Source organism: Dyadobacter sp. CY326, assembly GCF_021390515.1.
GTDB lineage: Bacteria > Bacteroidota > Bacteroidia > Cytophagales > Spirosomataceae > Dyadobacter.
Window position 1 is genome coordinate 188,514 of sequence record NZ_JAJUXI010000003.1, and the last position, 26,445, is coordinate 214,958.

Consider the following 26,445-nt stretch of genomic DNA (forward strand, 5'->3'; position numbering starts at 1 on the left):
TGTCTGATAAATGGCTGATTCGCTTTTTTGCAACGATTTATTTTTGTTTGTAGTAATGATTAATTGAAGGAATTCGTTAATTGAATTAGTCATAATCGTTATTTACAGACAAAATGAAAACTATAAAAAACAGTTGGTCACTGCTGCTGTTATTTGCCCTCGCTGGATGCAGTTCCTCTAAAACCATGACTTACGAGTCGAAATGGAACGCACCATTCTCATATGTGGACGAAGTTAAACCGGATCAGCAAGACCAGAAATCGCGGTTGCGCTATGGGATTATCAATGATGAACATTACGTTTATCTGACCCTGAAAACCAAAGATCCAAACACCATTCAAAACATTCTTTCAAGCGGTTTGAAAATCGCTTTCAGCCCGGATGGCCAAAAGAAAGAAGCCTATTCGCTGCTGTTCCCTGTTGTGATGAAGGAAGACAGGAAAGCGCTCAAACGCGTGGATACGGATCTTCCCAACAGCCTCGGACTTGACTTGCTGCTGGATTCATACAATAAAGAAGCCGTTTGGAAAGACAAGCAAGGCCAGCATTTCATTGATTTGGTTCAAAAAGATGGCAGCATTAAGTCGCATATTTCAATGGATCAAAATGGCGAGCTTACCGAGCAGATCGCCATTCCTTTCAGCCTCATGGGCGTGAATGCGAAAGAAACCGCAATGCTTGGCGTAAACATTAAAGTTGACGGACAATCGTCTCAATCCGGGTTTAGTCCGAGGATTGGCATAGGTTTAGGGGGAGGAATTGGCATGGGCGGCGGAATGGGCGTTGGCATTGGCACGGGAGGCTATAACTCGCGTTACAACGGCAACGACCGTAATGTCGACATTAAACTGGAAGTCCAGCTAGCACGAGCCAACTAAACTTCCACATTCCGAATGCAGGTCCGCCAGAATAATCGGCGGACCCAAAAAGACAGATTGTGACAAAACAGAACGTTAAGCGGTTTTTTAATTTTTTAAAGTTCAGACGAAACTTTACAAGATATGGTTTCAAGAAAGCACGAAGTTACGAGATCGTGCTTTTTTGGTTAAAAAACGTTCTGTCCCGATCGCAGTTTTTGATATTGTCCGGTATTTTGGTTGGCATGACCTGCGGACTGGCCGGTGTGGTGCTCAAATCGCTGGTGCATTACATTCACTATGTTATCACGCACAAAGTCCATTTTGAAGAGCAGATTTTGTTTTACCTGCTCTTTCCTTTTTTGGGGATTGTGATCACCACGCTTGTGGTAATTTTCGTTTTTAAGGGCCAGGATAAAAAAGGAATTCCTGTAATTCTGTATGAAATCGCGCAAAATTCCAGCGTTGTTTCCTCTGTAAAAATGTATTCGCAGATCGTGCAGAGCGCGATCACAGTCGGGCTGGGAGGGTCCGCCGGATTGGAAAGTCCGATCGCCGTCACGGGCGCTGCAATCGGTTCCAATTTTGCGCAGACATACAAACTCGATTACCGCGAACGCACATTGCTTCTTGCGGCTGGCGCAACGGCGGGCATCGCTTCTGCGTTCAATGCACCCATTGCCGGAATCATGTTCGCATTCGAAATTCTGCTCACGGGCGTCGTCTTTTCGGATTTCATTCCGCTGGTTGTCGCGGCGGTTTGCGGAAGTTTGGTTTCAAAAATTTTGTTGCAGGGAGACGTGCTTTTTCAATTCAAGACACGCAATCCTTTCGATTATCATAACATTCCCTACTATTTAATTCTCGGTGTGCTGTGCGGACTTTATGCCCGTTATTTCGTGCTCATCGCGCGTTACATCGACGAGTTTTTTCACGGCCTTAAATTATCCCGAATTCGAAAAGCAATGCTCGGAGGCACGATCCTTTCCATCCTCTGCGTGCTCTATCCGCCGCTGTTCGGCGAAGGTTACGACACCATTAAAGCCATCACAAACGGGCAGATCCAGACCGTGATCGACAACAGTCTTTTCCAGTTTATCGGTTACCGCGAATGGGTTGTTATTGTCTTCGTTGCACTCATTTGTTTGCTCAAAGCATTCTCCGCTTCGATCACCATTTTCAGTGGCGGCAACGGCGGGAATTTTGCACCGTCACTCTTTGCGGGCGGCTCGCTAGGATATGTGCTGGCGCTCGTGGCTGTGCAGGTGGGCATGCACGATGTGCCGGTTAATAACCTCGTCATTGTGGGCATGGCCGGCGTTATGAGCGGCGTGCTTTATGCACCGTTAACTGCTATATTTTTGATCGCCGAATCGACCTCGGGCTACGATCTTTTCATCCCCTTAATGATCGTTTCCGTCATCTCATTTTTGATGGCAAAATGGTTTTCAGCCATATCACCCGACTTGCAAAAACTCGCCGCAGAGGGCAAGATTTTCACACGTGAGCACGACCGCAATCTGCTCTCATTATTGCACATTTTAGACCTCATCGATAAGGACGTTCAAGCCGTCGGACCGGGCGCTTCACGAGACGAATTGGCCGAACTGGTCAGGACTGGAAAGCGCAATATGATCGCCGTTGTCGACGACAGCAAAAGGCTCCTCGGGACCATTTCACTGGACGACATCAGGCCACTGCTTTTCAGCCCGGACCTCTACGACATGCTTACCATTTCAAACCTCATGCGGGTCCCTTCCGAAGTCATCAGCGACTTCGACAGCGTCGTAGGCGTGGTTAAAAAGTTTGATGAAACGGGCGCGTGGAATTTGCCGGTCGTAAAGAGCTCCGGAGAATTCGTAGGCTTCATTTCCAAGTCAGCTGTCCTCAACAGTTACCGTCAGTTGCTGCGCGCACATTCGGGATAAAACACCTTCATAAATCACGTCGTAAGGGTCACCATTAGGCATTGAAATCCAGCGAAAAACGGATTCATTAAGGTTTGATTATTTGATCCACGTGAAACATTTCTAAAATCAGCCTCAGAGGCATCGAAATTGCATTTTTTGAGTCTAAAATTTGCAAATCATTGTTTGGCAACCACTTAAATTTGTTATATATTTGCATAATACTTGATAAATCAACTATATATCAACAATAAAACAAAGATATTTCAACTATATGTCAACCATTACACCATCACTAAAATTGTTCCTGAACCTTACCACAGTCCAGGCCTTGATTACCAAGCGATTCGATGCAAAACTGAGCAGTCATGGTGTCAGCCTGAATGAATTTTTGATCTTGTTTCACCTCAGCGCAGCACCCGATGAGAAGATGAGACGCGTTGATCTGGCTGAAAAAATCGGCTTAACAGCGTCTGGAATTACCCGAATGCTGACGCCTTTGGAAAAACTAGGCATGGTGAAACGCGAGGCAAACAGCCGGGATGCGCGGGTGTCTTATGTGAAGCTCGCCAACGCCGGAAAGCGCATGGTCACCGAAGCGACCTCGACGGCGGAAGTTTTAGCAGAGCAAATTCTTGCGCCCGTGAAGACAAAAAAACTGGACGAACTTTCAAAAATGCTGTTTGAGATGGGCGGCACAATTGAATAGGCGTGAGAGAATATCCGGGCCGTTTTGTACAAGTAAAAGAAAACCCACCGACACGCATTATGGCGTCGGTGGGTTTGTGCTTTTCTGCGGTTTTGAAGCCGTTTTATTTGCCTTTTCTTACATAAATATTGCCATTCATATTCTTCATCATGATTTCGCTTCCACCACCATTTATCTTGCCTTTTACCCAATCATCGATCGAAACCTTATACATCCCGTCCTTGGCCGAGCGCGTGGCTTGCGGAGCGCTTTTATCCACGTCCACATCGAAGTCGCTGTAAATTTCTCCGCGGTCAGATTTGAGCTTTACATCGAACTTTGCAGTTGCCGGAATGGTGATGTCAACATTGCCGTTGAGTGTTGAAAATGCCATTGGTGAGGAGGTGTTTATTGTCTTGAAATTGGCTTTCAAAAGTCCGTTAATTGTGTTCGCAACTGCCGAGCCGGCGATGTTATTGAGCGTAATGTCGCCGTTCACATTCTGGATTTCGAGCTCGCCTGTTACGTTGTCAATGACGATGTCTCCGTTGTTCACAGTGCTAACATTAAGGGCGAATTTTTGGGGCACTTTAATGTTCAATGTAATCGGCGTGTTGATCATTTTTGAAGTCACTTTTACCGCATTGTTTTCCTCCGTTGCCGTGAGTTCCAGGCCTCCGCTTTTTGTAATGCGCTTCATGCCGCCGGCTGCTTCGTCTCTTTGTCTTTCGGCTTTGTCTTCGCTTTTTAGCACCGCATCAATGACAACCTGATTGCCCGTGTAACCCGTGACATGAATCGTCCCGTTGACCAGATTCACTTTGAGCGATCCGGGTTTCGCCGGGTCTGTTAGGGGAACAAGGAGCTGCTCTTTTATGTCGGTCTGCGCTTGCAGCGGATTGGCAGCATTGGCGAACATGGCAGCGATGGCGAGGGCAAAAAATCGATTGGTTTTCATTTTTGTTATGATTGTTTTTTAATATAAATATTTCCGTTGAACGTTTCAAACTTGTAGGTCGGGCCACCTTTTCCAATGCGGATTCGCGTTTCCGTGCTAAGCTTGTAAACTGTTTTGTTGGTCTTGTTTTCTTCATTCTTTACGACCTTTACGGGCAGCGATTCGGTTTCTGGAAAATCCGTATAAAACTCACCATTGAAGCTCTTAAACTGGCAGTCGACGGAAAGGGCGGGAGGGTAAGTAATTTTAATATCGCCATTCAGCGTTTTGAAATCCGACTCGCCGGGAGGAAGCGTTACAAAATTGGCAACCACATCGCCGTTAATGGTGTGGACATTTGCGGCTCCCTTTGCATTTGCAATTTTAATTGCGCCATTTACATTTTTCACATCCAGCTTTCCCGTCACGTCACTGACATTCACATCTCCACCATTCACCGTCGAAACATGCAGATTCATGGCATGCGGGACCTTTACTACAAAATCCAGATCAAAGTCATATTCAATTCTGGGCCCGTCCCAGTTTCGCCTGCCACGATTTGGGCGGGAGTCGAACGGGCTGGCGATGTAAGCAATGATGCTGTCCGGCTTCTGATCAAAATTCAGTTTGAATTCCTGTTTGCCGGTTTCCAGAATTGCATTGCTTTTGCCACTGATCGTTTGATCAACTTCCAAAACGACCTGATTGCCATCATAACCCTCGACTCTTATCGAGCCATTGATGTTGTAAATGGTCATGGTCACCGCCGATGCGCTTTGCGAAAGTGTGAACTCTTTCTTAATGTGCTCTTTTGATTCGAGCTTTTGTGCGGGCGCCTGGGTACAACAAAGCACCGCTCCCGCAAACAAGGGGATTGCAAAAAATTTCATAGCTAATAGTTGGATTATTGTTTTTAAGATAAATCCTTGATCGTCTGCTCGATCTTGTTTTTCACCAGATCATTCAATCCTTCTTTTCTGAGCAAAGCCCGAAGTTCTTTAACAGAGCCTTTTTCCTGCAATTTCACCATCACATCCGCCAGCGCAACCTGAACCATCGGCGAATCTTGCACAGTAAGCGATTTTACCAGCCTTTCCCGGACCAGCGGGTCGCTTGTAAACTGCGTGAGCGCTTCCAAAGCCACAAGCCTCACATTAACATTCAAATCGTTATTAAGCGTCGAAAAAAGTGCGTCAATGACCTGCTCATCTGCATGCGTAATGTCACTGGTGTAACTCACCGCGCGCAATCTTTCCGTCGCGGAGGGATTTTCAATGAGTGAAAGCATCATGGTGCTTTTCATATCCTGCACCTGGGCCGCCAGTGTTTCAATCCGTTGCTGATAAGCTGTGGAAGAGGTGTTGCTGTTGCCCGTTTTGTTGCCGATAACCCAGCCCAAGCCAACCAGTAAAAGACTGAATGCCACCTGCACCGTCCATTGCGGCAGAACAACAGCTTTTATTTTTTCAATGATCGTATCAAAAGAAAATGGCTTTTCAACTGCCTCAGCCGCTTTAAACGAATCGAGCATTGTGTAAAAGTTAACACGCATTTCCTCGCCTGGTTCCGGAATTTTCATTTTGCCAAGGTTGTCCCAAAGTTGCTTGTTGCTGGCAAATGCTTCCTGGCAGCTCACACATTCAACCAGGTGTTTGTCCACCTGCGTGCGTTCCGGCTTGTCGAGGTCGTTGTGCAGCCAATCCTCCAATTTGTCCTTTATATGCTCGCAACTCATCTCGTTATCTGCTTTCATTTGTAAAAAATTTCTTCTTCAACTCTCCCAATGCCCTGTGGACCCGCACTTTCACCGTTCCTTCGTTGATATTCAAAACCTTCGCAATTTCATCGTATTTCATTTCCTGAAACCGGCTCAGCACCAGGACTTCGCGATAATCGTCACTAAGTCCGGCCATGGCCTTATGCAGAAAATCTGCGTCCTGCTGCCTTTCGTATCCTTCGTCTGCCAATGTGCCGCCGCCAAGTTTATCAGCCATTTCAGTCACATCATAATGGTTGGCCGATTTGTGCTGTCTCGCCGCATCGTTCAAAACATTTCTTGCCAAATGAAACATCCACGTCCTGAATTCACCCTCGCCTGTAAACGTGTGCCTGTATTTGAGCATGCGGTAAAAAACATTCTGAACCAGATCTTCACTATTGTCCCTCTTATGCGTCATATGATAGAAAAATGCATACAAAGGGCGGTTGTAACGCTCGAATAACAAGCCCATCTTATCCAGATCACCGGCCTTAACCCGAAACATGAGCGAATTGTCTGTGAGCGTGTTCAAACGATTGTCTTTTGTGGTGATCCTGATGTGAATACTCGGAGAAGCGGAAAAGGTTACAGGAATTTAAAATATTTTTCAAATGAGTTTTCAATGGTCTGGAAATTAATGTGTTATGGTCATAAAAAAAGCCGGCTAACCGGCTTTTTCTAACTTGTCAATGGATAACTCGTGACATCGCGTTGTCTGTCTCTCTCCCTTTTAATGGTGTCATGCGCCGTCAAAATGGATGTTTGCTGACTCAATATCAATTGCCTTATATCCGCAGGAAGTTCCGTTTTAGAAGCTTCCTCATAGGCTTTCCTGGCGGCATCTTCGCCCGTTTCTGCATTTTCCAGAACAGCTTTTCTGTTGTCAGTCGTAAAAACCGACCGAACGTCCATCCAAACCCTGTAAAGCTTTCCCGAAGTCAATGTGCCAGACGCGGGCTCGCCACCATATTTGATCACTTCGCCTTTGAGATCTGTCACATATCCGCGGCTCTGATCGGCCAGATTTTTGAACATTGCGCGCAGGTCAGTTTCAATTTGTTTTGTTTCGTCATATGCCTTTTCGTAGCCTGCAATGCGGTCGTTATTGATGAGGATAAGGTCATTAAGCACCTCGATCACTTCTGAATTTTCTGCCATGGTCATTTTGTTTTTGATGATGGCAGCATTTATCAATAACCATTCCAAAGCTCAGCGAATGATATTAATGTGATTGGAAAAAATCTCAAATTTGCAGCCCGGCGCCTGATCTTTGATGACCTGATTTGCGACAAATTCAAGAATCTCGTCCCGCCGCGACAATGGCGTTTTGGTGTGCGCCTCCCAAAACTTCTCCTCCGGAATGCTAAACCAAACCACGCCGTTTCCTCCGGCAAATTCCCAGTCAAAATCAATGCTGACCGCCCCGTCACGGTAAAAGATCTTCCCGCCGCGGCCATCCTGCGAATACGTGACAACATTGCCAGGCGAATGTTCCTCTAATGCCGGTTTTCTGACGGAGCTTGGACTTATTGCTTCTTTGACTTCCGGCGCGTGAGGCGGCTGCAAATGACATTCTTTGCCTTTAATGGCTTGCAAAACGTTGTGTGGAATGTTCAAGCTTTTTGCATTTGGGAATCCCTCCATAAACTTGATAAAGCGGATTTGATGTGTCCAACCGTCCGGCCAGGAAGCTTCAATGGTGTAAAAACCGGGCCGGTAAGGAAGCGTGTCAACCAAAATCATTGTGCTCCCGCTGAGTCTGTCTTTCACTTCACAATTTTCCAGAATGTCGTGGGTTACGGCGTTGATAAGCTGATACGAACCCGCGTCGTAAGCGAATTTTGGCATGTGAAAAACCATTTGCTGGCAGTCCGGATAATGGATTACCCGCACTTTTTCGGGGAGAACGATGCCATTGGCCACAATGCCGTCCGCGTCGCTTTTGGTTATGTCTTTATAAAAATTAGAGACTTTTGTCAAAACGCATTTTCCAAAATAAGCGTCCTGTAATCCCTTTTGCCCCTCCATTTTTTCAACTGAATCAAGTGGCAATAATCCCGGCGAGCCGTTGCCAACATCCGGAATTAGGTAACCTTTTACATTCGCTTCATCAATATGAATTTCATCCAGGACTTCCAGAATCACATCTTGCTGGAAAATGAATATTTGTCTGAGAATTCTTACATGAACAGTTTCGGCCATTGCTTATTCGGAACGAAGTGATTTTACAGGGTTCATCAGCGCGGCTTTCACGGATTGGAACGAGACTGTGAACAGTGCAACCGCAACAGAAAGCACGCTAGCCAGCGCCAGCATCCACCACGCAATATCCACTTTATATGCGAAAGCCTGCAACCACCGGCTCATCATCCACCAGGAAACCGGCAGCGCAATGACGATGGCCACGCAGACCAATTTCAAAAAGTCTTTCGAAAGCAATGCAACAATGCCGACCACGGAGGCGCCCAAAACTTTACGCACACCGATTTCTTTCGTCCGCTGCTCAGCAGTGAAGATCGCCAGTCCAAATAAGCCCATGCAGGCAACAAATATTGTTAATCCGGCAAAAAGCCCAAGAATCTGTCCGGTTCGCTGTTCCGTTTTGTAAGTTTCATTAAACCTTTCATCCAGGAAAGAATATGTGAACGGCAGGTCTGGTTTGAAACTGTCCCATTGGTCCTGCATTTTCGCAAGCAGCCCGGAAACTTCCTTGTTTTTTGTTTTGACAATCATCCAGCCATATCCCTGGTTCAATGTCATAACGAGCGGAGAAATCGGATCACGCAGCGATTTGAAATGGAAATCTTTGACAATGCCGATGACATGATAGGAACTGCCTTTGCCCTCATTGTTACGCCGCGAGACTGTTTTTCCAATCGCATTGTCCTGCCAGCCGAGCGCCTTGGCAGCCGTTTCGTTCAAGATAATGGCAGTCGAATCCAATCCGAAATTCTTTGAAAAGTTGCGTCCCTGAACCATTTGCATTCCCAAGGTTGCCAAATAATCGTAGTCAACCTCATAGCGAAGCGTTTTCAAAAGTTGGGAAGCATTGTTATCCGGCGAAATCATATAATTGTTGTTATCCGACGGCCCGGCAGGCACATAACCGGACAAGCTCACATTGCTCACGCGCGAATCCCGCAAAAGTTCTTCTTTAAAAACAGGGAGATTTTTACCAAGCGCCCAAGCCGGAATGACCAAAATCTGGTCCTTGTCGTAACCCAGTTTTTTGTTTTGGATAAACTTCAGTTGCTGGTAAACAACCGTCGCGCCGACCATTAATGTGATTGAAATGAAGAATTGAAAAACCACCAAACCGCTTCTAAGTCCAATGTTTTTGCCAGAAGAATTGAGCTTGATGACCGCGCTTCCGCCTTTTAAAACAGAGATCGGTTTGAATGATGAAAGAAAAAATGCCGGGTAACTGCCTGCAAAAACACCCACAAAAAGTCCGAAGAGCAGCAATGCAGGGATTAGGGCAGGAATTGCTTCCAAACTGAGACTTAAATTTTTCCCAGACAAACTATTCAGCAACGGCAAACCTGCAAGGCAGATGAGCGTTCCCAGGAACAATGCAATGCCTGTCAGCAAAATGGATTCCATTAAAAACTGTGCAACCAGCTCTATTTTCTCAGATCCCATCACTTTGCGCACACCGACTTCGCGGGCACGTTTGGAAGACCCAGCCGTCGACAAATTCATGAAATTAATGCACGCAATCAGCAGCATAATGATCGCAATCGCACCGAAAATATAGACATAGCGCAAGTCGCCATTTGTGCCGAGATCATACTGAAAATCCGAATGCAGGTGAATTTCATGCAAGGGTTGCAGATAAAGACCAATGTTATTCCCTTTTTTGCGGAATTCAGTGAGCGTCATGCCAAGGGCCTGCTTCAACTGCGGCCCCATGTACTTGGCGACTGTTTGCGGAAGTTTCGCTTCGAGCTGCTTGTAATCGTAGCCCTCCGGCAACACGAGATAGGTGAAGAATTCCGAGATCATCCACGAAGTCGATTTTGCATCTTCCAGCGAGGACATGGACGCCAGCATATCAAATTGAATGTGCGAATGGGCCGGCATTTCATCCATGACGCCGGTCACGGTGTAAGGCATTTTCTGGTCTTTAAATGTCAGTAACCTGCCGACTGCGTCGTGTTTGCCGTAATATTTTTCTGCCAACGCTCTCGTAATTACAATGGTGTTAGGCTGTAAAAGAGCAGTTTTAGAGTTTCCTTCAATGAGCGGAAAAGTAAATACTTGCAGGAAATTAGAATCGACGAACGCGAGCTGGTCATCCGTGTACAACTTTTGATTGAGCAAAACGACCGGTGCGCCGCCTCTTCGAAGGCGTGTGGCTTCCAAAACCTCGGGATAATCGGCTTTCAGCGCAGCGGCTGTGGGAGGCATTGCGTGTGCCTCTTTCATTTCCCCGCCCTGCATAATGCCTTTAAAAACAACGCGAACAATCCGATCGCCCTTTTCGTGGAACCGATCGAAGCTCAGCTCGTCGAGCACAAATAAGCTGATCAGCATGCACGACGCAAGCCCAATAGCGAGCCCAATGATGTTAATGGCTGAAAATGCGCGGTTGCGGGCAAGATTTCGCCAGGCGATTTTAAAATAATTTTGTAACATGACGGCGGAGAAAAGGTTAATTGGTAATTTTATTTCAATGGCTAACAAATCGGTACATTGTATAACATAGTTCTTTGTATAAAATACATGCCATAGTTAATTAATGTGCCAAAGGAGCCGATTGAATAGGTTTACGAAATGCAAATGTTCATAATCGAACATGTTTTGTACGAAATCGACCGGCTGGCGCGGCTGGCGCGAACCTCCAGGTTCGTGCCCTTATTACAAGGCCTCCGGCCGCCGCATGTAACAATCGGCCAGAGGCCTAACAATAGTCGTCACGAACCCGGAGGTTCGCGCCAACGGCCCAAGCAAAATTTTAATAATAGAAAACCAACAAATGACTGAACTCGAACAATACTTACATTCCTACTTCGATTTTGATCAAAGCGACCTCTCGACAGTCGCCTCATTCTTCAAACCAGAGCTCGTCAAAAAAGGGGATTACTATTTAAAAAGTGGAAAATCTTGCACCAAGTTGAGTTTTATTCAGACAGGCATGTTGCGCGTTTACGTCGGTCTTGAAGATCGGGAGGTTACGCAATGGATTTCTTCGAAAGGCTATTTTATTACGGATCTGTCGAGTCTTATCTTCGACAAACCATCGCGCTGGAACATTCAGGCATTGACCGACACGACGTTATATACTATTCAAAAATCAGATTACGACAGGATAGGGGATTTTATTCCAAAATGGCACTTCACCGAAAAGCTTTTCATGGCGCATTGTTTTGCAACATTGGAAGACAGGGTTTTTTCTTTCCTTTCCATGACGGCCGAACAGCGTTACAATGTCTTGTTCGAAAGCAATCGCGAGATCTTCAACCAGGTCCCTCTTCAATATATCGCTTCGATGCTTGGTATGACGCCGGAAACGATCAGCAGGATCAGGCGAAAACAGCTTATTTGATTTCTTGATATAGGTCAAGTGGCATTTATTCGAACAACTATACTTTTACAGAGTCATTAATTAACCAGCCACTTATATGTTTTTAGGTCATTACGGTTTAGCATTCGGAGTAAAAAAAGCAGCTCCCCAAATTTCACTCTTAACATTGTTTGCCGCCGTAGAATTTGTCGATATTCTCTGGCCATTTATGCTCCTCTTCGACATTGAGCAAGTCAAAGTAACTCCTGGAATTACTGTTGTAACACCCTTTGATTTCGTCCATTATCCTTACACGCACAGTTTGCTGATGGGCATCGTGTGGGGTTTATTGGCTGGTATCGCTTATTGGTTTTTGAAAAAAGATGTGAAAAGTTCAGTGATCGTAGGTTTGGCCGTGCTTAGCCACTGGTTTCTTGATTTCGTAGTTCACATAGCGGATTTGCCGCTAACACCTTTTTCAGAATTGAAGGTTGGTCTGGGTTTGTGGAATTCTTTGGAAGGGACTTTGCTTGTGGAAGGCATCATATTTATTGCCGGCGCTTATCTTTATTATGCCAATACAAAGGCATTGAATAACAAAGGAAAATGGGGTTTTTGGCTTTTAATCGCCTTCTTCCTGCTCATTGACATCTTTAACATGTTCGGGCCGCCGCCAGAAAATTCAATTCCGGCTCTTTTTGTATCCTTCGCCGTTTTGCAAATCATCGTCCTCTCACTAGCACATTGGGTCGACAAAAACCGCGCGCCGCTGCGGTGACGTATGCGACGCAATCGAAGTGCCGGAGGTATGCAACAATATGTAAACGCGTTATTTTACCTTAAAAACATATTCTTTACCAGCCTCTGCGGGGAAATCAAATGCAACCCTTCCTGCTTTTACAAGCAAACCGCCAGCCGGCATCGCTTGAACATTCTTGTAAAATGCATTGCCATTCTCGCCCTTTGCAGATTTCAAACTTACTTTTGAAGTTGCTTTAATCGTGTTCGGAAGCCCTAAACGGCAATTTCCGCCTAGTTGTGAGCGAACTGTCAGTTGCGTTACCTTGCCATTGTTCCATGCAATGTCGACCTCAAAACCACCCCTCGCTTTCATTCCGTTCACCTCGCCAGTTGTCCAATTGTCGGGAATGGCGGGCAAGATATTGATCAGGCCGTCGTGGCTTTGCAGAAGCATTTCGGTAATGCCAGACGTTCCGCCGAAGTTTCCATCGATCTGGAATGGCGGGTGTGCATCCAGCAGATTAGGATAGGTTCCGCCTCCCTTAGCATAGTCGGTTCCTTCCATTCCGGTTAGTTTCAATTGTTCGCGAATGAGTTTATAAGCGTGGTTTCCGTCAAGCAATCGCGCCCAGATGTTGATTTTCCAGCCCTTGCTCCAACCTGTCCCGCCGTCGCCACGCAATTCCATTGTTTTTCTTGCTGCTGCTGCAAAAGTCGGTGTGGTCAATGGGGAAATCTGGCGGCCTGGAAACAGGCCAAACAGATGTGAAATGTGTCGGTGTTCCGGCTCAACGTCTTCCCAATCCTTAAACCATTCCTGCAAGTTGCCTTTCTTGCCAATTTGCATTGGGAAAAGCTTGCTGCGTTTTTCGATGAGCAATTGTCTGAATTCCGCATCCGTGCCAAGCCTTTCTGAGGCTTCAATAAGGTTGGTAAAAAGATCCCAAATGATCGCCATATCCATGGTGGTTGCAACGGACACAGAACCTTTGAAGCCAGTTTCGGTGATGAAAATGTTTTCTGGCGATGTTGCTGGCGCGGTTATGAGCTTGCCGTTTTTGTCTTCAATCAGCCAGTCGAGACAGAATTCCGCCGCCGACTTCATGATTGGATAGGCCGTTTTTGACAAATAGTTTTTGTCGCCCGTAAACTGATAATGTTCCCACAAATGCTGGCTGATCCACGCACCGCCCATCGGCCAGTTTGCCCAGGACGGACTTCCGCTCACCGGATTTGTTGTTGCCCAAATGTCAGAGTTGTGATGCAATGTCCAGCCTTTTGCACCGTAAAAATTGGTCGCTGTTTCTTTGCCTGTCACTGCCATATGGCCGATCAGGTCGAGCAGCGGACTGTGCAGTTCGGAAAGATTGGCCGTTTCGACCATCCAATAATTCATTTGCGTATTAATGTTGGTCGTGAAATTGCTGCTCCACGGCGGGCGCACTTCTCGGTTCCAGATCCCTTGCAAATTGGCCGGAATTCCGCCAGGGCGGGAGCTCGAAATCAGCAGATAACGGCCAAACTGAAAATATAACGACTCCAATGCAGGATCTTTCGCGCCTTCGGCATAAGCTTTCAAGCGCTCGTCCATAGGCAGCTCCGTCTTTGGATTGCCATTAATCACAAGACTTACCCGATTGAAATATTTTTGAAAATCGGCAATGTGTGCGCTTTTCAATGCGTCGTAACTTTTAGCTTGCGCAGCATTCAAATGTTGCTCAGCGATCTTCGATTCGTCTTTCCCTTCTTTGTCAGGACATTTATCAAAACCATTAAAACTGGTCGCTGCGGATAAGACCAGCACAACTTCGGTTGCGTCGCTGATGTGCAAACCTTCTGCGTCGGCGACTGTTTTTCCATCCGATTCTTTGACTTTCGTGCGCAACTCGAAACGCATGCCTTTGCATTTGGACGGATCATTGTAAACCACCGGCTGCTGCATTGACTGGTTATAACTTGGGTCCGTGTGCGCGGGCGCCTGTCCTTTCATCGCGATCTGGTCCGGAGCAATCACAACATTATTGTAGTAAAGCTGACTTTGCGTCTGCGCAGTGAAATTAAGCGCGCCCTTTTTACTCGATTTTAACTTGACGATCATCACCTGATCTGGTGCCGAAATAAAGATTTCGCGGCTGTACTGCACACCGTCAACCGTAAAACTTGTTGTTGAAGTCGCATTGGAAATGTCCAGATCGCGGCGGTAATCCGTTGGCTGACCTTGAAATGCTTGCTTAATGATCAGATCGCCGAGCGGTTCATATGATTCGGTAAAAAGGCCCTGCATTTTCTGGGTAAGCGATTCGGCCAGCTTGTAATCTTCATTCGCAAGCGCCTTCCTGATTTCAGGCAAATACGACTTGACCGCCGGATTAGGGTTGGTGTTCACCGGGCCGCCCGACCAAAGTGTTTCCTCATTCAGCTGGATAATTTCGTCGTTAACACGCCCAAAGACCATTGCGCCAATGCGCCCGTTGCCAACAGGCAAAGCTTCGTTCCAGTTTCGAGCAGGTTGTTTATACCAAAATTTCAAATCGGGCTGTGCGAATGCAAGGTTACAGCTGGTTGCGATAAGGAATGCACTGATGATCAGTCGGATTCTGGTTAATCTCATAAAAGCGTTTTTGTAGTTCAATTTGGCTCAGGGTAACAAGGTTATAGCAATATGTTTCTACTAATTCTATTTGATTTTTGTAACTTTGCTTCATGGCAAACTCAGAATCTCTCGAAGAATTTTACCAGCAAAAGTTCAATTGGCTGCCCGACAACTTGCAGCAGGACATTGGGCATTTCAATGTGTTCCGGCTGGAAGACTGCATGGGCCCAAACTCGGCGCCTGTGCAATATAGCAGGAAGGATTTTTACAAGATAACCCTCATTCGCGGAAAAAACATTTACCATTATGCGGATAAAAGCCTTGAAACGGACGGACCAACGCTGATTTTCTTCAACCCGCAGGTTCCTTATACGTGGGAGGGCGGGGCAGATAGCATTTCCGGCTATTTCTGCATCTTTACCGAAGGATTTTTCTCAGGCAGAATCCGCGACGGCCTGGCTGACCTGCCGATGTTCACGCCCGGCGGCAAGCCTGCTTATCTGCTCAATGAGGCGCAGGAGGCTCATGTTCAGGGAATTTTTGAAAAAATGCTGGAAGAAATCGATTCCGATTATCAGTATAAATACGATTTGCTGCGGAATTATATGACAGAAGTGGTGCATTATGCGATGAAAATGCAGCCGTCGGAATCGCTCTATCAGCATCCAAATGCCAATTCGCGCATTACAGCAGTCTTTACAGAATTGTTGGAAAGGCAATTTCCAATCGAGTCACCTTCGCAGCGTTTTACCTATCGCTCGGCCAATGATTTTGCGCAACAATTGTCTGTTCATGTCAATCATTTGAACCGGGCAATTCGCGAGACAACGGGGAAAACGACTACAACGCACATTTCGGAGCGCATTGCCAGCGAAGCCAAGGCGCTTTTGAAGCACACGAACTGGAACATTTCAGAGATCAGTTACAGTCTGGGCTTTGAAGAACCCGCGCATTTCAACAACTTTTTCAAGAAGCTGACGAGTCATACGCCGTCATCTTATCGCGTTGTTTGAATTTTGCAAGCATCTGTTTGAACGTCGCAATGACGGGCTTTGTCCAGCGCCCTAATTTTGTTCCATCAAATTAAAACAAACAAAAGATGGAGACTAACAAAATTTGGTTCGTAACTGGCGCTTCAAAAGGATTGGGGCTGACATTGGTTCAAAAATTGCTTGCAAACGGCATCAGCGTTGCAGCAACTTCGCGAAATGTCGAAGACCTGAAAAAAGCCGTGGGCAATGACACCGCGCAGTTTTTGCCATTGGCAACTGATCTGAAAAGTGAAGCGAGCATTCAGGAAGCAATCGAAAAAACCGTTGCGCATTTCGGGCGCGTGGATGTGATCGTCAACAATGCAGGTTATGGTCTGCTGGGAAGCGTTGAAGAGCTTTCTGATGCTGAAATCCGTGGAAATTTCGAAATTAATGTGTTTGGTGTTTTCAATGTAATCCGCAAAGCAATGCCTTACTTGCGTGCACAACGCTCGGGACATATTCTGAACATTTCTTCAATAGGCGGCTTTATGGGCGGTTTCCCGGGATTCGGAGCTTATTGCGCCACAAAGTTTGCGGTAAATGGTTTGTCAGAGTCGCTGGCTGAGGAAGTAAGATCGTTTGGGGTGAAGGTTACCATTGTTGAGCCTGGTTATTTCCGGACCGATTTCCTTTCAGATTCTTCGATTGGCCTTCCAAAAACCGAAATTGCTGAATACAAGGAAGTGCGCGATTCGCAAAATGCGCACCAAAACGAGATCAACGGAAAACAGCTGGGTAACCCTGAAAAAGCGGCCGAGGCAATGATCCGCATTGTGTCAGAAGCCAACCCGCCAATGAATTTGTTCCTGGGCAGCGACGCCTTCGCCGTTGCAAACGGCAAGATCGCCGCAGTGCAGAAAGAGCTCGAAGATTGGAAATCACTGACGGTTTCAACGGACTTTGAAGTGGAAAGCGTTTAGGATATATTTACAGAGGATGAACAGCTAAGCCGTTCATCCTCTGTTCTTTTAGAAACATAACAATGGATATCAAAAGCAATAAAATAAGGGCAATCATAACCGGTGTTACGGGCATGGTTGGCGAGGGCGTTTTGCATGAATGCCTGCACAGCGACGCGGTTGAGGCAGTTTTGATCATCAACCGCAAGTCTTCCGGAATTTCTCATCCCAAGTTGAAGGAGATCGTTCACAGCGAATTTTTCAATTTAATGCCCATTGAGGGTCAATTGATCGGATATAATGCGTGTTACTTTTGTCTGGGCGTTTCATCCATTGGAATGAAAGAGCCTGATTATGAAAAAGTTACTTATGATTTGACATTGCATGTTGCTGCAACATTGGTGAAGCTCAATCCCGAAATGACGTTTTGTTATGTGTCCGGTGCGGGCACCGACAGCAGTGAAAATGGCAGTTCAATGTGGGCAAGAGTAAAGGGCAAAACTGAGAACGCCTTGATGAAACTGCCATTTAAACAAGTGTTTGCGTTTCGGCCAGGTTACATTCATCCTACGCCCGGCCTGAAAAATGTACTGCCATTTGTCAAATACGTTTCCTGGCTTTATCCGCTCTTCAAAATTATTTTGCCAAACACGGTTTCAACGCTCGGGCAAGTCGGGCAGGCGATGATTAAGGCAACGCAGTTTGGTTATGACAAAAAAGTGCTGGAAGTGAAAGACATTAAGAATATCGCAGACCGGCAATACGTCTGAGCGAGAACTCTGCTTGCTATTTCGCTTTCAAATGAATCACAAATCCGCCGCCCGCAGCCATTTTGATCGTAATAGCGTCTTTTGATGAAAATTCTTTTGACGATAATTTGTAATCGGCTGCATAACGGTCCGCATTTACGCCATCCTCGCAAATGATCGCTTCGTATTTTCTTTCGTTTAAAAAAGACAATGGAATTGTTAATGATCTGGGAGTGAGATCATTCATTGCACCAATAAACCAGTCGTTCTGCTTCTTTCTAGCGGTGACAATGTAGTCGCCAAGCTTGGCTTCCAGGATCATTGTTGTGTCCCAGGTTGTAGGAATGCTGCCTAATAATGTCATGAAATCGGGTTCCATGAGCCCCTGCGACGGGTTTCCGGAAAAGAGCTGCATCGGACTGTCATAAACCACAAACATGGCCAGTTGCTGCGTTCGTGTTCCAAACGACATCACATTTTCGGCCGTCGCACGGAACGAACTTTTTGTCCCATTCGTCAGCAAACCCGGCTCGTAATCCATTGGCCCCGAAGTCATTCTGATAAATGGCAACATTAAATTATGCTCCGGTGTCGCCTTCGCACTCCACATATTGTATTCCGAACCTAAAACGGCTTCTCGTGTCAGTGCATGCGGGTAAGTTCGGTTGAAGCCTGCCGGCTTGAAAGCGCCATGAAACATCAGCATAATCTTATGATTGGCGCAAGCCTGAGCCGTTTTATGGAAGAAATCGACTGCTTTTTGATCGTCGCGGTCGATGAAATCGGTCATAATGAAATCCACTCCCCATTTGTTGAACTGTTCCAAAGCAGGCTCCATTTGCTTTTCTAGCGTCATGGCCAGCGTCCACATGCCGAGTTTAATCTGCTTTTCTTTGGCATAAGCGATTAATGCTGGCATATCAATCGCCGGATGGACTTTAAGCAGATCATTATTGTCGCTCCATCCGGCATCGAGCAGGACTTGCTCAAAACCAAAGCGTTTGGCGAAGTCAATGTAATATTTATAAGTGTCCGTGTTGATCCCGCTTTTAAAGGGAACATTAAAAAGATTCTCCGTAATGATCCATTCTTCGGTGGACTTGCGCGGCATAATCCATGACGTTTCGGCAACTCGTGAAGGAGATGCAAGCCTGTAAACCAGATCATTAGCAGGCAAAGACTTATCATCCGGAGCAATTAGGATCGTGCGCCAGGGGAATGTTCGCGAACCTTTGGTCTTGGCGATAAAGTTTTCTCGTTCGGCAACATAACGCTGTGAATATTCACCCGCAAGCACCGCCTCCGTTTTGGGATAAGGCGCGAATTCAGCGACCAGACTGCTTTTCCCAGTTCCGGTGAGAAACATTCCGGGATAGGATTCCAGATCAGACTCAGTAATGACGATTTTCGGAAGTTCACCGGAAGAAATGAGAACCGGCGTGAAGCAAAGATTTTTGGCAAAAACACTGTCGAGCGTTTTGATCTGATAAGGCTCTTCGAAACTTGTATGGAATTTATCCTGATTGTCGCGTTTGACAGCTTCCGGAAAATATAACTGCGGATTTCCCGGGAAATTGAATGTAGCAATCTCATTTTGAACGGTTATCGAATCTTTGAACAATGTCTCAATCCGATAAGCAACACCATCGTTGTAAACCCTGAATGTGACGCGGTAAGGGTTGCCAAAACGGAACGAAACCTCGTTATACAGATCAGGAATGTGTCTGCGCTTTTCAGGAACCGGGGAAATGATCGTTTCATTGACAGTGCGTGTTGTGATTTTTGGCTTGTCCAGCCGATCGCTCATTTTGCCCTGGTTGAGCAACACGAGGTCTATTTCAGAAGGGGCAAGCAGTGTTTTTCCTTCATATAAAATGTTGTAAGTAAGCGCTTTATCGATGTTAACCAGGAGTTTGGTTTTTCCATCGGGCGAGAAAATCTGTCTATTGGTGGCTCCGTGCACATGGAGTGTCACGATAAAAAATCCGAAAATGAATAAGTTTCGCATTGGCATTGCATGAGATGATCAAAAGACTTCTGTGAATCGGCTTGCCTAAGTGAGCCGCCGGTTAGTAAATTGACGGAAAATAATTACTTTGCTGACAAATAGCATTCTTATATAAAAGGAAAAACTGCACCATTTACCTGCATGGATTACTTTCTCGTCTCGTTTTTTCTGATTCAGTACGTTCGTTCTTCCCTGCAAACAGCCACTGCTCTTCCGCACTGGGACCGGCTTTTGATTTATGCACGATATGTAACCATTGCATTGATTGCCACTTATTACGCAACGGACACACCAGAATTTTTTAGCTGGATTTGGCACGCCTATCTGACCCTGATTGTCGTCATTCTTTACACGAAAGAGGAATTTGCGCCAATCAAGTCGGTGGTGCAGTCCGTGATCCCTTTTGTTGTGGTGTCCATTTTAAGCGACATCATTGAGCTTGTCGCGCCGAAAATTCATGATTCATACGACGATTGGATTAGCATTGCTAAACTATTTACCTTCCTGTTATGCTTTGTAATCTGGTTTTATGCCCAAAAACAACGCAAGATTTTATTAAAGGAACGGGAGGATCGGTTGCGCGAAGAAATGGCGAGTAAAGCGCAAAAAGAATCATTGGAATATCTGGTTGCCGAGCGCACGCATGAATTGACATTGCAAAAAGAGGAATTACAAAAAGCGATTGAAGAACTGAAAGCAACTCAGAATCAACTGGTTCAGAGTGAAAAAATGGCTTCACTGGGCGAGCTGACCGCGGGGATAGCGCATGAGATCCAAAACCCGCTGAATTTCGTCAACAACTTTTCAGAAGTGTCGGTTGAGCTTTGTCAGGAGTTGGAAGAGGAAGTGGACAAAACGGAAATACCGGATGCGGATAAGGATTATATCAAAGGCATTATCGCCGATTTGAGCCAAAATCAGCAAAAAATAACGCATCACGGCAAACGCGCCGACTCCATTGTAAAAGGAATGCTGCAGCATTCGCGCGCTTCGTCAGGAGAGAAAGAGGCGGTGGAAATCAATGCGCTCGCAGATGAATATATGCGGCTTGCGTATCATGGTTTGCGTGCGAAAGACAAGGAATTCAATGCTGCGTTAGTAACCGATTTCGATCCGACGATTGGCAAAGTGCTGGTTATGCCACAGGATCTGGGCAGGGTTTTCCTGAACCTTTTTACCAATGCATTTTACGCCGTTGCGGAGAAGAAACGCAAATTGGCAGAAACGGGAAATCTGAATGATTACAGACCCGAGGTTAAAATTTCTACTAAAAAGTTTGCTAACAAGCTTTATGTCCGCGTCAGCGACAATGGAACGGGCATGCCTGATAGTGTGAAGGCTAAGATTTTTCAACCGTTTTTTACAACAAAACCCACCGGACAAGGAACCGGGCTGGGACTTTCCATGAGTTACGACATCATTACCAATGCCCACGGCGGCACGTTGGATGTCGACACAGTTCCGGGTGAGCGGACCGAGTTCAAGATCACCATTCCCATCATTTGACGTACGGCGCCTTTAATAAAAATATTATGAAAATACTGGTTGTAGACGACGAGGAAGATGTAAAATCGCTTTTTGAGCAGAAGTTCAGGAAGGAGATACGCAATGCGCAGTTTGAATTTTCATTCGCGTTTTCGGGCGAAGAAGCGCTGACTTACCTCGCGGATCATCCTTCCGAAGTGGTGATGATTTTGTCGGACATTAACATGCCGGGTATGAGCGGCATTGAATTGCTGAAATCGATACGAAAAGACTATCCGGCGGCACCGCCACAAGTGATGATGATCACGGCCTATGGTGACAGCCAGAATCACAACCAGGCCATGCAGCTCGGCGCGGACGATTTTCTGACCAAGCCGGTTAATTTTATTGAATTGAAAGAGAAATTGCTCAAAACTTTATGAAAGCCAAAATACTGGTAGTGGATGATGAGGCTGATTTGCAATTGCTAATCAAACAGAAGTTCAGGAGGCAGATCCGCGAGCAGGAATACGAGTTTGTTTTTGCAGAAAATGGCTTTAAAGCGCTTGAAGCACTTGTGGAGCACCCGGATGTGGATATGGTGCTAAGCGACATCAACATGCCGGAAATGGATGGCTTGACATTGCTCGTGCGGCTCGGCGAACTCAGTCCGATCCTCAAATCCGTGATCGTGTCGGCTTATGGCGATATGGACAACATTCGGACGGCCATGAACCGGGGTGCCTTTGATTTTCTTACCAAACCCATTGATTTTAAGGATCTTGAAGTGACGATGGAAAAAACACTGGCCTATGTTGCGCAGCTTCGGGAAACGCTAAAAGCGGTTCGGGAAAACGATATTTTGCGCATGTATGTCGATTCTTCCGTGCTGCAATTCATGACGCAGGACGCGTTTGAAAAATCATTGATGACGAGTGAGAACATTGAAGCAACGGTCGTGTTCATGGACATGTGCGGCTTTACGACGATTTCCGAAAACGAACCTGCGGATCTTGTGGTCAAGCTGATCAACAAATATTTTGATGTGATGGTGAAAGAGATCATTGCACAAGGCGGCCTGGTTGACAAGTTTATGGGTGACGCGGTGATGGCGGTTTTTCGAGGTGAATATCATTTGGATCGCGCTATTGAATCTTCTCTGGCTGTTCGCAACCACATTGATGGATTCAAGGATGAGCTGGCGGGGCAGACGGGTTATTCGCCTCAAGTTTCGATCGGCATCAATTCGGGCGAGATGGTTTCGGGAAATATCGGCTCGGCAGCTTTGAAAAGATTGGATTACACCGTGATCGGCGACGCAGTGAATGTTGCGCAACGATTGCAGAATGCTGCCAAACCGGGTCAGGTTTTGGTCCCCGAATCAGCTTATTTGAACATTAAGGAAGCGTTTCACTGCAATTTAGTTGGCGAAATTGTGTTGAAGAACAAGGCGAATCCAGTGAAGGTTTACGAAGTTTTGGAATAACATGAATCTGAAAGAAGCAAAAGCTTACATTGTTGAGCAGCTCCGTTGGCATTTGTCCGACACACTTTTTTACCACGGCCTGCATCACACGCTGGACGTTGTGAACGCGGCGCTGCACATTGCAAAGCTGGAAGGCGTTACTGACGCAGAACAGCTAACATTGCTCGAAACTGCTGCTTATTATCACGATTCAGGATTCGTAAATACGTATCAAGGTCACGAGGAGGCGAGCTGCCTGATTGCGAGAGTGGCATTGCCGGAATTCGATTATTCGCCCGAGCAGATTGACATTGTTTGTAACATGATCATGGCGACTCACATTCCGCAAACGCCAAAAACGCATTTGGAACAAATCATTTGCGACGCAGATCTGGATTATCTTGGTCGTGCGGATTTTGAGCTTATCGCAACCTCGCTTTTCAACGAAATGAAAGTCCGTAATATGGTTTCGGACATTGATTCCTGGAATCAGGTTCAGGTACAATTCATCGGAAAGCACAACTATTGGACGCAATCTGCTCACGATTTGCGCGATGCCTTGAAGCAGGAGAATCTTAAAAAGCTGTTATAGCAACCGCATTTTTTCATTCTGCGCCCGAATGCGCTGGCACAGAATCCGCAGCACATTTTTTAAAATCTCATCGCGCTCTTCCATCAGTTCAAAAAAGTCTTCCTGGTCAATTCGGAACACAAGCGCGTCCGTCTCGGCGACAGTTGTTGCGGAGCGCGGTTCGCTGTCGAGCAATGCGAGTTCGCCGAATATTTCTCCCTTATCAAACAACGCCAATTGCTTTTTGCCATCGTAAATGCCGATTTGCCCGGTGTAAATGATATACATTGAATCGCCCGGATCACCTTTTGCGAAAATCTCCTGACTATCGCTGTAAGTAATTTCCTTCATGATCGGCGCGATGGAGCTGAGCACGTTTTCCGGCGTTTGTGAAAAAAGCTGTGTGTTTTTCAAAACAATGACTCTTTCCATTTCTGAAATTTGCTGGGCAGCTTCGGCGTGTTTCATTGGATTTGCTATGAGGTTAAGGCTTGCAGATTTTGCATTGGGAGTTAATTTTTCACGGACCGCATCGCGGATAAGTCTGGCGGAATGGGCGGACAGTTCTTCGAGCAATGGGCGTTCCATATTTTCGTCAGCGCGTTGAACGGCCAATGCAATGGTCCATTCGGTAAATAGCGTTTCCTTTTTAGTCAGGATGTAAGTGATAATGGAGCCCGCAGGTTCCTGATTTCCGACATACTGGCGCAGCGCTTCACGCTTCCTGGAAATTGAAATGTCTTCGAACAAAGCGTGCAATAAAGGATAGAGTGTGCGCGGCAAAAGGCTCTCGATCATTTCGAGCGAATTGGCTCTTTTTTCACGGGACGCATGCCGGATTCCCTTCCAGGCATTTTGCACAGCGTCCTTATCATACTGCATCATAAACAGGTAAAACAAGCGCTGACCTGTGAGCTCCAACTCATAATCAAGTGCCCTGTTCCAGGTTTTGTCTGCCTCGCTTTCGTCCATGCCGTTCAAAAGCATGGATGCGTGAAAAAGCTCTTTTTCTACAAATTCGGAGATAACATGCTTATAATCATCGACTAACGTATAATTCGTTAGTGCTTTCAGCGCGCTGCGATGAATATATGTATCTATTTTATTTAAATGTATGTTACTTTCTAAATTAACTAAATGATTATTTTGGTAAATATTTTTAATAAGTTTAAAAAGTATTTGAAGTATAAATTCGTGTTTCGTTTTTTCAGCGACTTTAATGAGTGTTTTAATGCGGTCTTGCGCAGAGTCGTCATGCAACCATTCTTCCACAATGCGTATGCCTGCATCACCAGATCGGATCAGCGAGGAGACGGTTGACTTGGAAAGAGAGCCGGACAATAGCGGCTTTAATTCACGCAAAAACTGGGCAGAGCCTACGGTTGCAGCAACTTCCAATGCACGGTTGCGCACTTTATCTGAACCGTTGCGAAGGCATAATTTGATAAATTCTTCACTTGCTTTTAAACCGGTGATTTCAACACAATCCAATGCGATCAGCTGCGCATCTTCCCGCCCAGACTCGAACAGGCGACGCAATGTTCCGTGAATTAATGGCAATGCTCTTCCGGCCTCAAAACTGCCCAAAATTGATCCTTTTACAATGTCCAGATCTTCATGTGCGAGAAAGCGCGCAAGTTGTTCGTCGGTCAGCCGCGACTTGGAAGCCGCAATTCGCACGGCGAGGGTTTGGCAGGAGGTGTCGGGTTCTAATTCAATGTATTTCAAAAAAGCATCTGAAAGCTCGGGCTTTTCGAGTGTTGCCAGCGTTTGGAGCGTTTTTAACCTGACTGCCACGATGGGATTTCTAAGCAGGAGATCAACGTTTTTACGAAAAATGGATTGCTTGTTTTTAGCCAGCCAATCAATGGCGTTGAGCACTTCCTCCTTCCGATCACTTTTCAGGTTTTCCGCAATGATGGGCAATGCTTCGGAAGGGGAGGCCATTTCGCCGCTTCTGATGAAGCGTTTGCTGATCGCACTTTTCAATTCCTGAATGTAATGTCCATAAGCTTTCCTGAAAATCAGCAGCGCGGCAACGGCAAACAGCAGCGACAGGTCAAATGTGAGACTGATGTTGCTGAGTTTTTGCGTGTAAATGATCCATAATAAGCCTCCTGCGATGAGCATTCCCAATGGCTCAAACAGTCCTTTGGCCAATGTGTGGCCTTTCAGACGTGTTTTGGTGGATAAGGGCTGAAACAACACAAGGAACACGGGATCAAAAATCGTCCGCCTGACCAGCTCAAAAAGCAAATAAGCGGCGCAATAATAAACTAATAATGAAGGCTCATCGGCACGGAAATAAGAGGAAATCAGCAGGCCGAGCGATATGAAAATTGTTGTCAGCGGAAGCAGGAAAAGCGTCACCTTTACGCCGAAACGCTCCACCGTTTTACCCGAAAATATCAGCTTTACAAATGTGGAAATCACATAAGTGACGGCAAGCAATGTTCCTACAAAGCCAATCACGTCATGCTGGCTGTGAAATTTGTATTTCACATTGACAAAGAAATGATACTCGATCCACGTGGCAGCCGCTGCAATGGCGACCATTCCTAGACATAGGAATGTCAGCAACTTGTTTCCGCCAAAATATTTTTGAATGATCTTGGAATCGGAAGCATTCATTTGCCTTGGCCGAGCGTGATGGGGATTGGGAATGTCGGTGAAGCGAAATGTCAGGAGCTGGGTGTAAAAGGCCAGTGCAAAAAACACGAGCGAAATCACCAACAAAATCATCAAAACCGACGGCGAATGGATCAAAACAGCCAAAACCGCACCCAATGCTTTTGCCGGCATATCGCCCGAGCCAATGACACTGAACAGCCTTTTGCTCTGCCGCACATCAAAAACGAGCGCAGAAAGACCCCAGAATTCAAGGTTAATCAACAAATAAATGATGCGATAACCGACCATAATCGCAATTGCCGTGGCAATGCCGTGCCCTGCCCAAAGTAAAACCATGACCACAATAACCATGAACAATGATGAAAGCATTGTCCCGAGACTGAGCCGTTTGAGCACCAGATGATGCTCAAAATGTTCGTAGACTTTTCCCGCAATCATCACCGCGATGGCGGCTGCAACATAAGCAATGGGCAATGAAGATTCCGGATGGTTTTCAAGCAAAAGGACGTTCGCGGAAACGTAAACGAGCGTCGTTCCAACATTTATAAAGAAATTGTGAAAGAAGAAAAGGATCGTCTGGGGATTGATGGAACTGAAAAATCTGCTATTCTTAATCTGGGATATCATATAAATAGG

22 protein-coding genes are annotated in these 26,445 nt (G+C 46.1%); 12 read left to right on the top strand and 10 right to left on the bottom strand.

The window, feature by feature from the left end; genetic code table 11:
* Positions 1–113 precede the first annotated feature (113 nt).
* From LZG73_RS05255 to LZG73_RS05265, 3 genes are all read left to right on the top strand, one after another.
* The gene (locus LZG73_RS05255; protein ID WP_233846684.1) at positions 114–878 is read left to right on the top strand and encodes a hypothetical protein; all 765 of its coding nucleotides are present in this window, start codon (positions 114–116) and stop codon (positions 876–878) included.
* A 59-nt stretch (positions 879–937) separates the two neighbouring features.
* Positions 938–2,785, top strand: a complete 1,848-nt coding sequence (locus tag LZG73_RS05260; protein ID WP_233846685.1) for a chloride channel protein — start codon at positions 938–940, stop codon at positions 2,783–2,785.
* A 253-nt stretch (positions 2,786–3,038) separates the two neighbouring features.
* Positions 3,039–3,473 carry a MarR family winged helix-turn-helix transcriptional regulator gene (locus tag LZG73_RS05265; RefSeq protein WP_233846686.1) on the top strand — a complete coding sequence of 145 codons (435 nt, stop codon included), beginning with the start codon at positions 3,039–3,041 and terminating at the stop codon, positions 3,471–3,473.
* Between the two features lie 103 nt (positions 3,474–3,576).
* Here the strand turns inward: LZG73_RS05265 and LZG73_RS05270 are convergent, their stop codons facing one another.
* The 7 genes from LZG73_RS05270 to LZG73_RS05300 form a co-directional block, all read right to left on the bottom strand.
* Positions 3,577–4,410 (bottom strand): DUF4097 family beta strand repeat-containing protein, encoded by an 834-nt coding sequence (locus tag LZG73_RS05270; RefSeq protein ID WP_233846687.1) that lies wholly within the window; start codon positions 4,408–4,410, stop codon positions 3,577–3,579.
* 5 nt (positions 4,411–4,415) lie between these two features.
* Positions 4,416–5,279: a DUF4097 family beta strand repeat-containing protein gene (locus LZG73_RS05275; protein WP_233846688.1), complete on the bottom strand. Its 864-nt coding sequence runs from the start codon at positions 5,277–5,279 to the stop codon at positions 4,416–4,418.
* 23 nt (positions 5,280–5,302) lie between these two features.
* Positions 5,303–6,142: a zf-HC2 domain-containing protein gene (locus tag LZG73_RS05280; protein WP_233846689.1), complete on the bottom strand. Its 840-nt coding sequence runs from the start codon at positions 6,140–6,142 to the stop codon at positions 5,303–5,305.
* The gene (locus tag LZG73_RS05285; RefSeq protein WP_233847532.1) at positions 6,129–6,653 is read right to left on the bottom strand and encodes an RNA polymerase sigma factor; all 525 of its coding nucleotides are present in this window, start codon (positions 6,651–6,653) and stop codon (positions 6,129–6,131) included. Before LZG73_RS05285 ends, LZG73_RS05280 begins: the two co-directional genes overlap by 14 nt.
* A 173-nt stretch (positions 6,654–6,826) precedes the next feature.
* The gene (locus LZG73_RS05290) at positions 6,827–7,306 is read right to left on the bottom strand and encodes a PA2169 family four-helix-bundle protein (protein ID WP_233846690.1); all 480 of its coding nucleotides are present in this window, start codon (positions 7,304–7,306) and stop codon (positions 6,827–6,829) included.
* A gap of 51 nt (positions 7,307–7,357) precedes the next feature.
* A complete protein-coding gene (locus LZG73_RS05295) occupies positions 7,358–8,350 on the bottom strand; it encodes a hypothetical protein (RefSeq protein WP_233846692.1) in 993 nt (330 codons plus the stop codon).
* A 3-nt stretch (positions 8,351–8,353) separates the two neighbouring features.
* Complete coding sequence (locus tag LZG73_RS05300; protein ID WP_233846694.1) at positions 8,354–10,786, bottom strand: ABC transporter permease; 2,433 nt, start codon at positions 10,784–10,786, stop codon at positions 8,354–8,356.
* A gap of 340 nt (positions 10,787–11,126) precedes the next feature.
* On the opposite strand from LZG73_RS05300, the gene LZG73_RS05305 reads away from it, so the two are divergent.
* The gene (locus tag LZG73_RS05305; protein ID WP_233846695.1) at positions 11,127–11,696 is read left to right on the top strand and encodes a Crp/Fnr family transcriptional regulator; all 570 of its coding nucleotides are present in this window, start codon (positions 11,127–11,129) and stop codon (positions 11,694–11,696) included.
* A gap of 76 nt (positions 11,697–11,772) precedes the next feature.
* Complete coding sequence (locus LZG73_RS05310) at positions 11,773–12,432, top strand: metal-dependent hydrolase (protein WP_233846696.1); 660 nt, start codon at positions 11,773–11,775, stop codon at positions 12,430–12,432.
* 51 nt (positions 12,433–12,483) lie between these two features.
* Here LZG73_RS05310 and LZG73_RS05315 read toward each other — a convergent pair whose 3' ends face one another.
* The gene (locus LZG73_RS05315) at positions 12,484–15,006 is read right to left on the bottom strand and encodes a glycosyl hydrolase family 95 catalytic domain-containing protein (protein WP_233846697.1); all 2,523 of its coding nucleotides are present in this window, start codon (positions 15,004–15,006) and stop codon (positions 12,484–12,486) included.
* 92 nt (positions 15,007–15,098) lie between these two features.
* Here LZG73_RS05315 and LZG73_RS05320 point away from each other — a divergent pair, with 92 nt between their 5' ends.
* The 3 genes from LZG73_RS05320 to LZG73_RS05330 all read left to right on the top strand — a co-directional run bounded on the left by LZG73_RS05320 (position 15,099) and on the right by LZG73_RS05330 (position 17,691).
* Positions 15,099–16,001, top strand: coding sequence for an AraC family transcriptional regulator (locus LZG73_RS05320; RefSeq protein WP_233846698.1), 903 nt, complete (start codon positions 15,099–15,101; stop codon positions 15,999–16,001).
* Between the two features lie 86 nt (positions 16,002–16,087).
* A complete protein-coding gene (locus tag LZG73_RS05325) occupies positions 16,088–16,942 on the top strand; it encodes an oxidoreductase (protein WP_233846699.1) in 855 nt (284 codons plus the stop codon).
* A gap of 62 nt (positions 16,943–17,004) precedes the next feature.
* On the top strand, positions 17,005–17,691 hold the full coding sequence (locus LZG73_RS05330) for an epimerase (RefSeq protein WP_233846700.1): 687 nt from the start codon (positions 17,005–17,007) through the stop codon (positions 17,689–17,691).
* A gap of 16 nt (positions 17,692–17,707) precedes the next feature.
* Here the strand turns inward: LZG73_RS05330 and LZG73_RS05335 are convergent, their stop codons facing one another.
* Positions 17,708–19,678 carry a glycoside hydrolase family 97 protein gene (locus LZG73_RS05335; RefSeq protein ID WP_233846701.1) on the bottom strand — a complete coding sequence of 657 codons (1,971 nt, stop codon included), beginning with the start codon at positions 19,676–19,678 and terminating at the stop codon, positions 17,708–17,710.
* A gap of 141 nt (positions 19,679–19,819) precedes the next feature.
* On the opposite strand from LZG73_RS05335, the gene LZG73_RS05340 reads away from it, so the two are divergent.
* From LZG73_RS05340 to LZG73_RS05355, 4 genes are read left to right on the top strand one after another with little or no spacing between them, the layout of a single operon-like run.
* A complete protein-coding gene (locus LZG73_RS05340) occupies positions 19,820–21,184 on the top strand; it encodes a sensor histidine kinase (protein WP_233846703.1) in 1,365 nt (454 codons plus the stop codon).
* Between the two features lie 26 nt (positions 21,185–21,210).
* Positions 21,211–21,585 carry a response regulator gene (locus LZG73_RS05345; protein WP_233846705.1) on the top strand — a complete coding sequence of 125 codons (375 nt, stop codon included), beginning with the start codon at positions 21,211–21,213 and terminating at the stop codon, positions 21,583–21,585.
* Positions 21,582–22,628 (top strand): adenylate/guanylate cyclase domain-containing response regulator, encoded by a 1,047-nt coding sequence (locus tag LZG73_RS05350; RefSeq protein ID WP_233846706.1) that lies wholly within the window; start codon positions 21,582–21,584, stop codon positions 22,626–22,628. Before LZG73_RS05345 ends, LZG73_RS05350 begins: the two co-directional genes overlap by 4 nt.
* Before the next feature lies 1 nt (position 22,629).
* A complete protein-coding gene (locus LZG73_RS05355) occupies positions 22,630–23,199 on the top strand; it encodes an HD domain-containing protein (protein WP_233846707.1) in 570 nt (189 codons plus the stop codon).
* Here LZG73_RS05355 and LZG73_RS05360 read toward each other — a convergent pair.
* On the bottom strand, positions 23,194–26,436 hold the full coding sequence (locus tag LZG73_RS05360; RefSeq protein ID WP_233846708.1) for a cyclic nucleotide-binding domain-containing protein: 3,243 nt from the start codon (positions 26,434–26,436) through the stop codon (positions 23,194–23,196). The genes LZG73_RS05355 and LZG73_RS05360 overlap by 6 nt on opposite strands.
* Positions 26,437–26,445 lie beyond the last annotated feature (9 nt).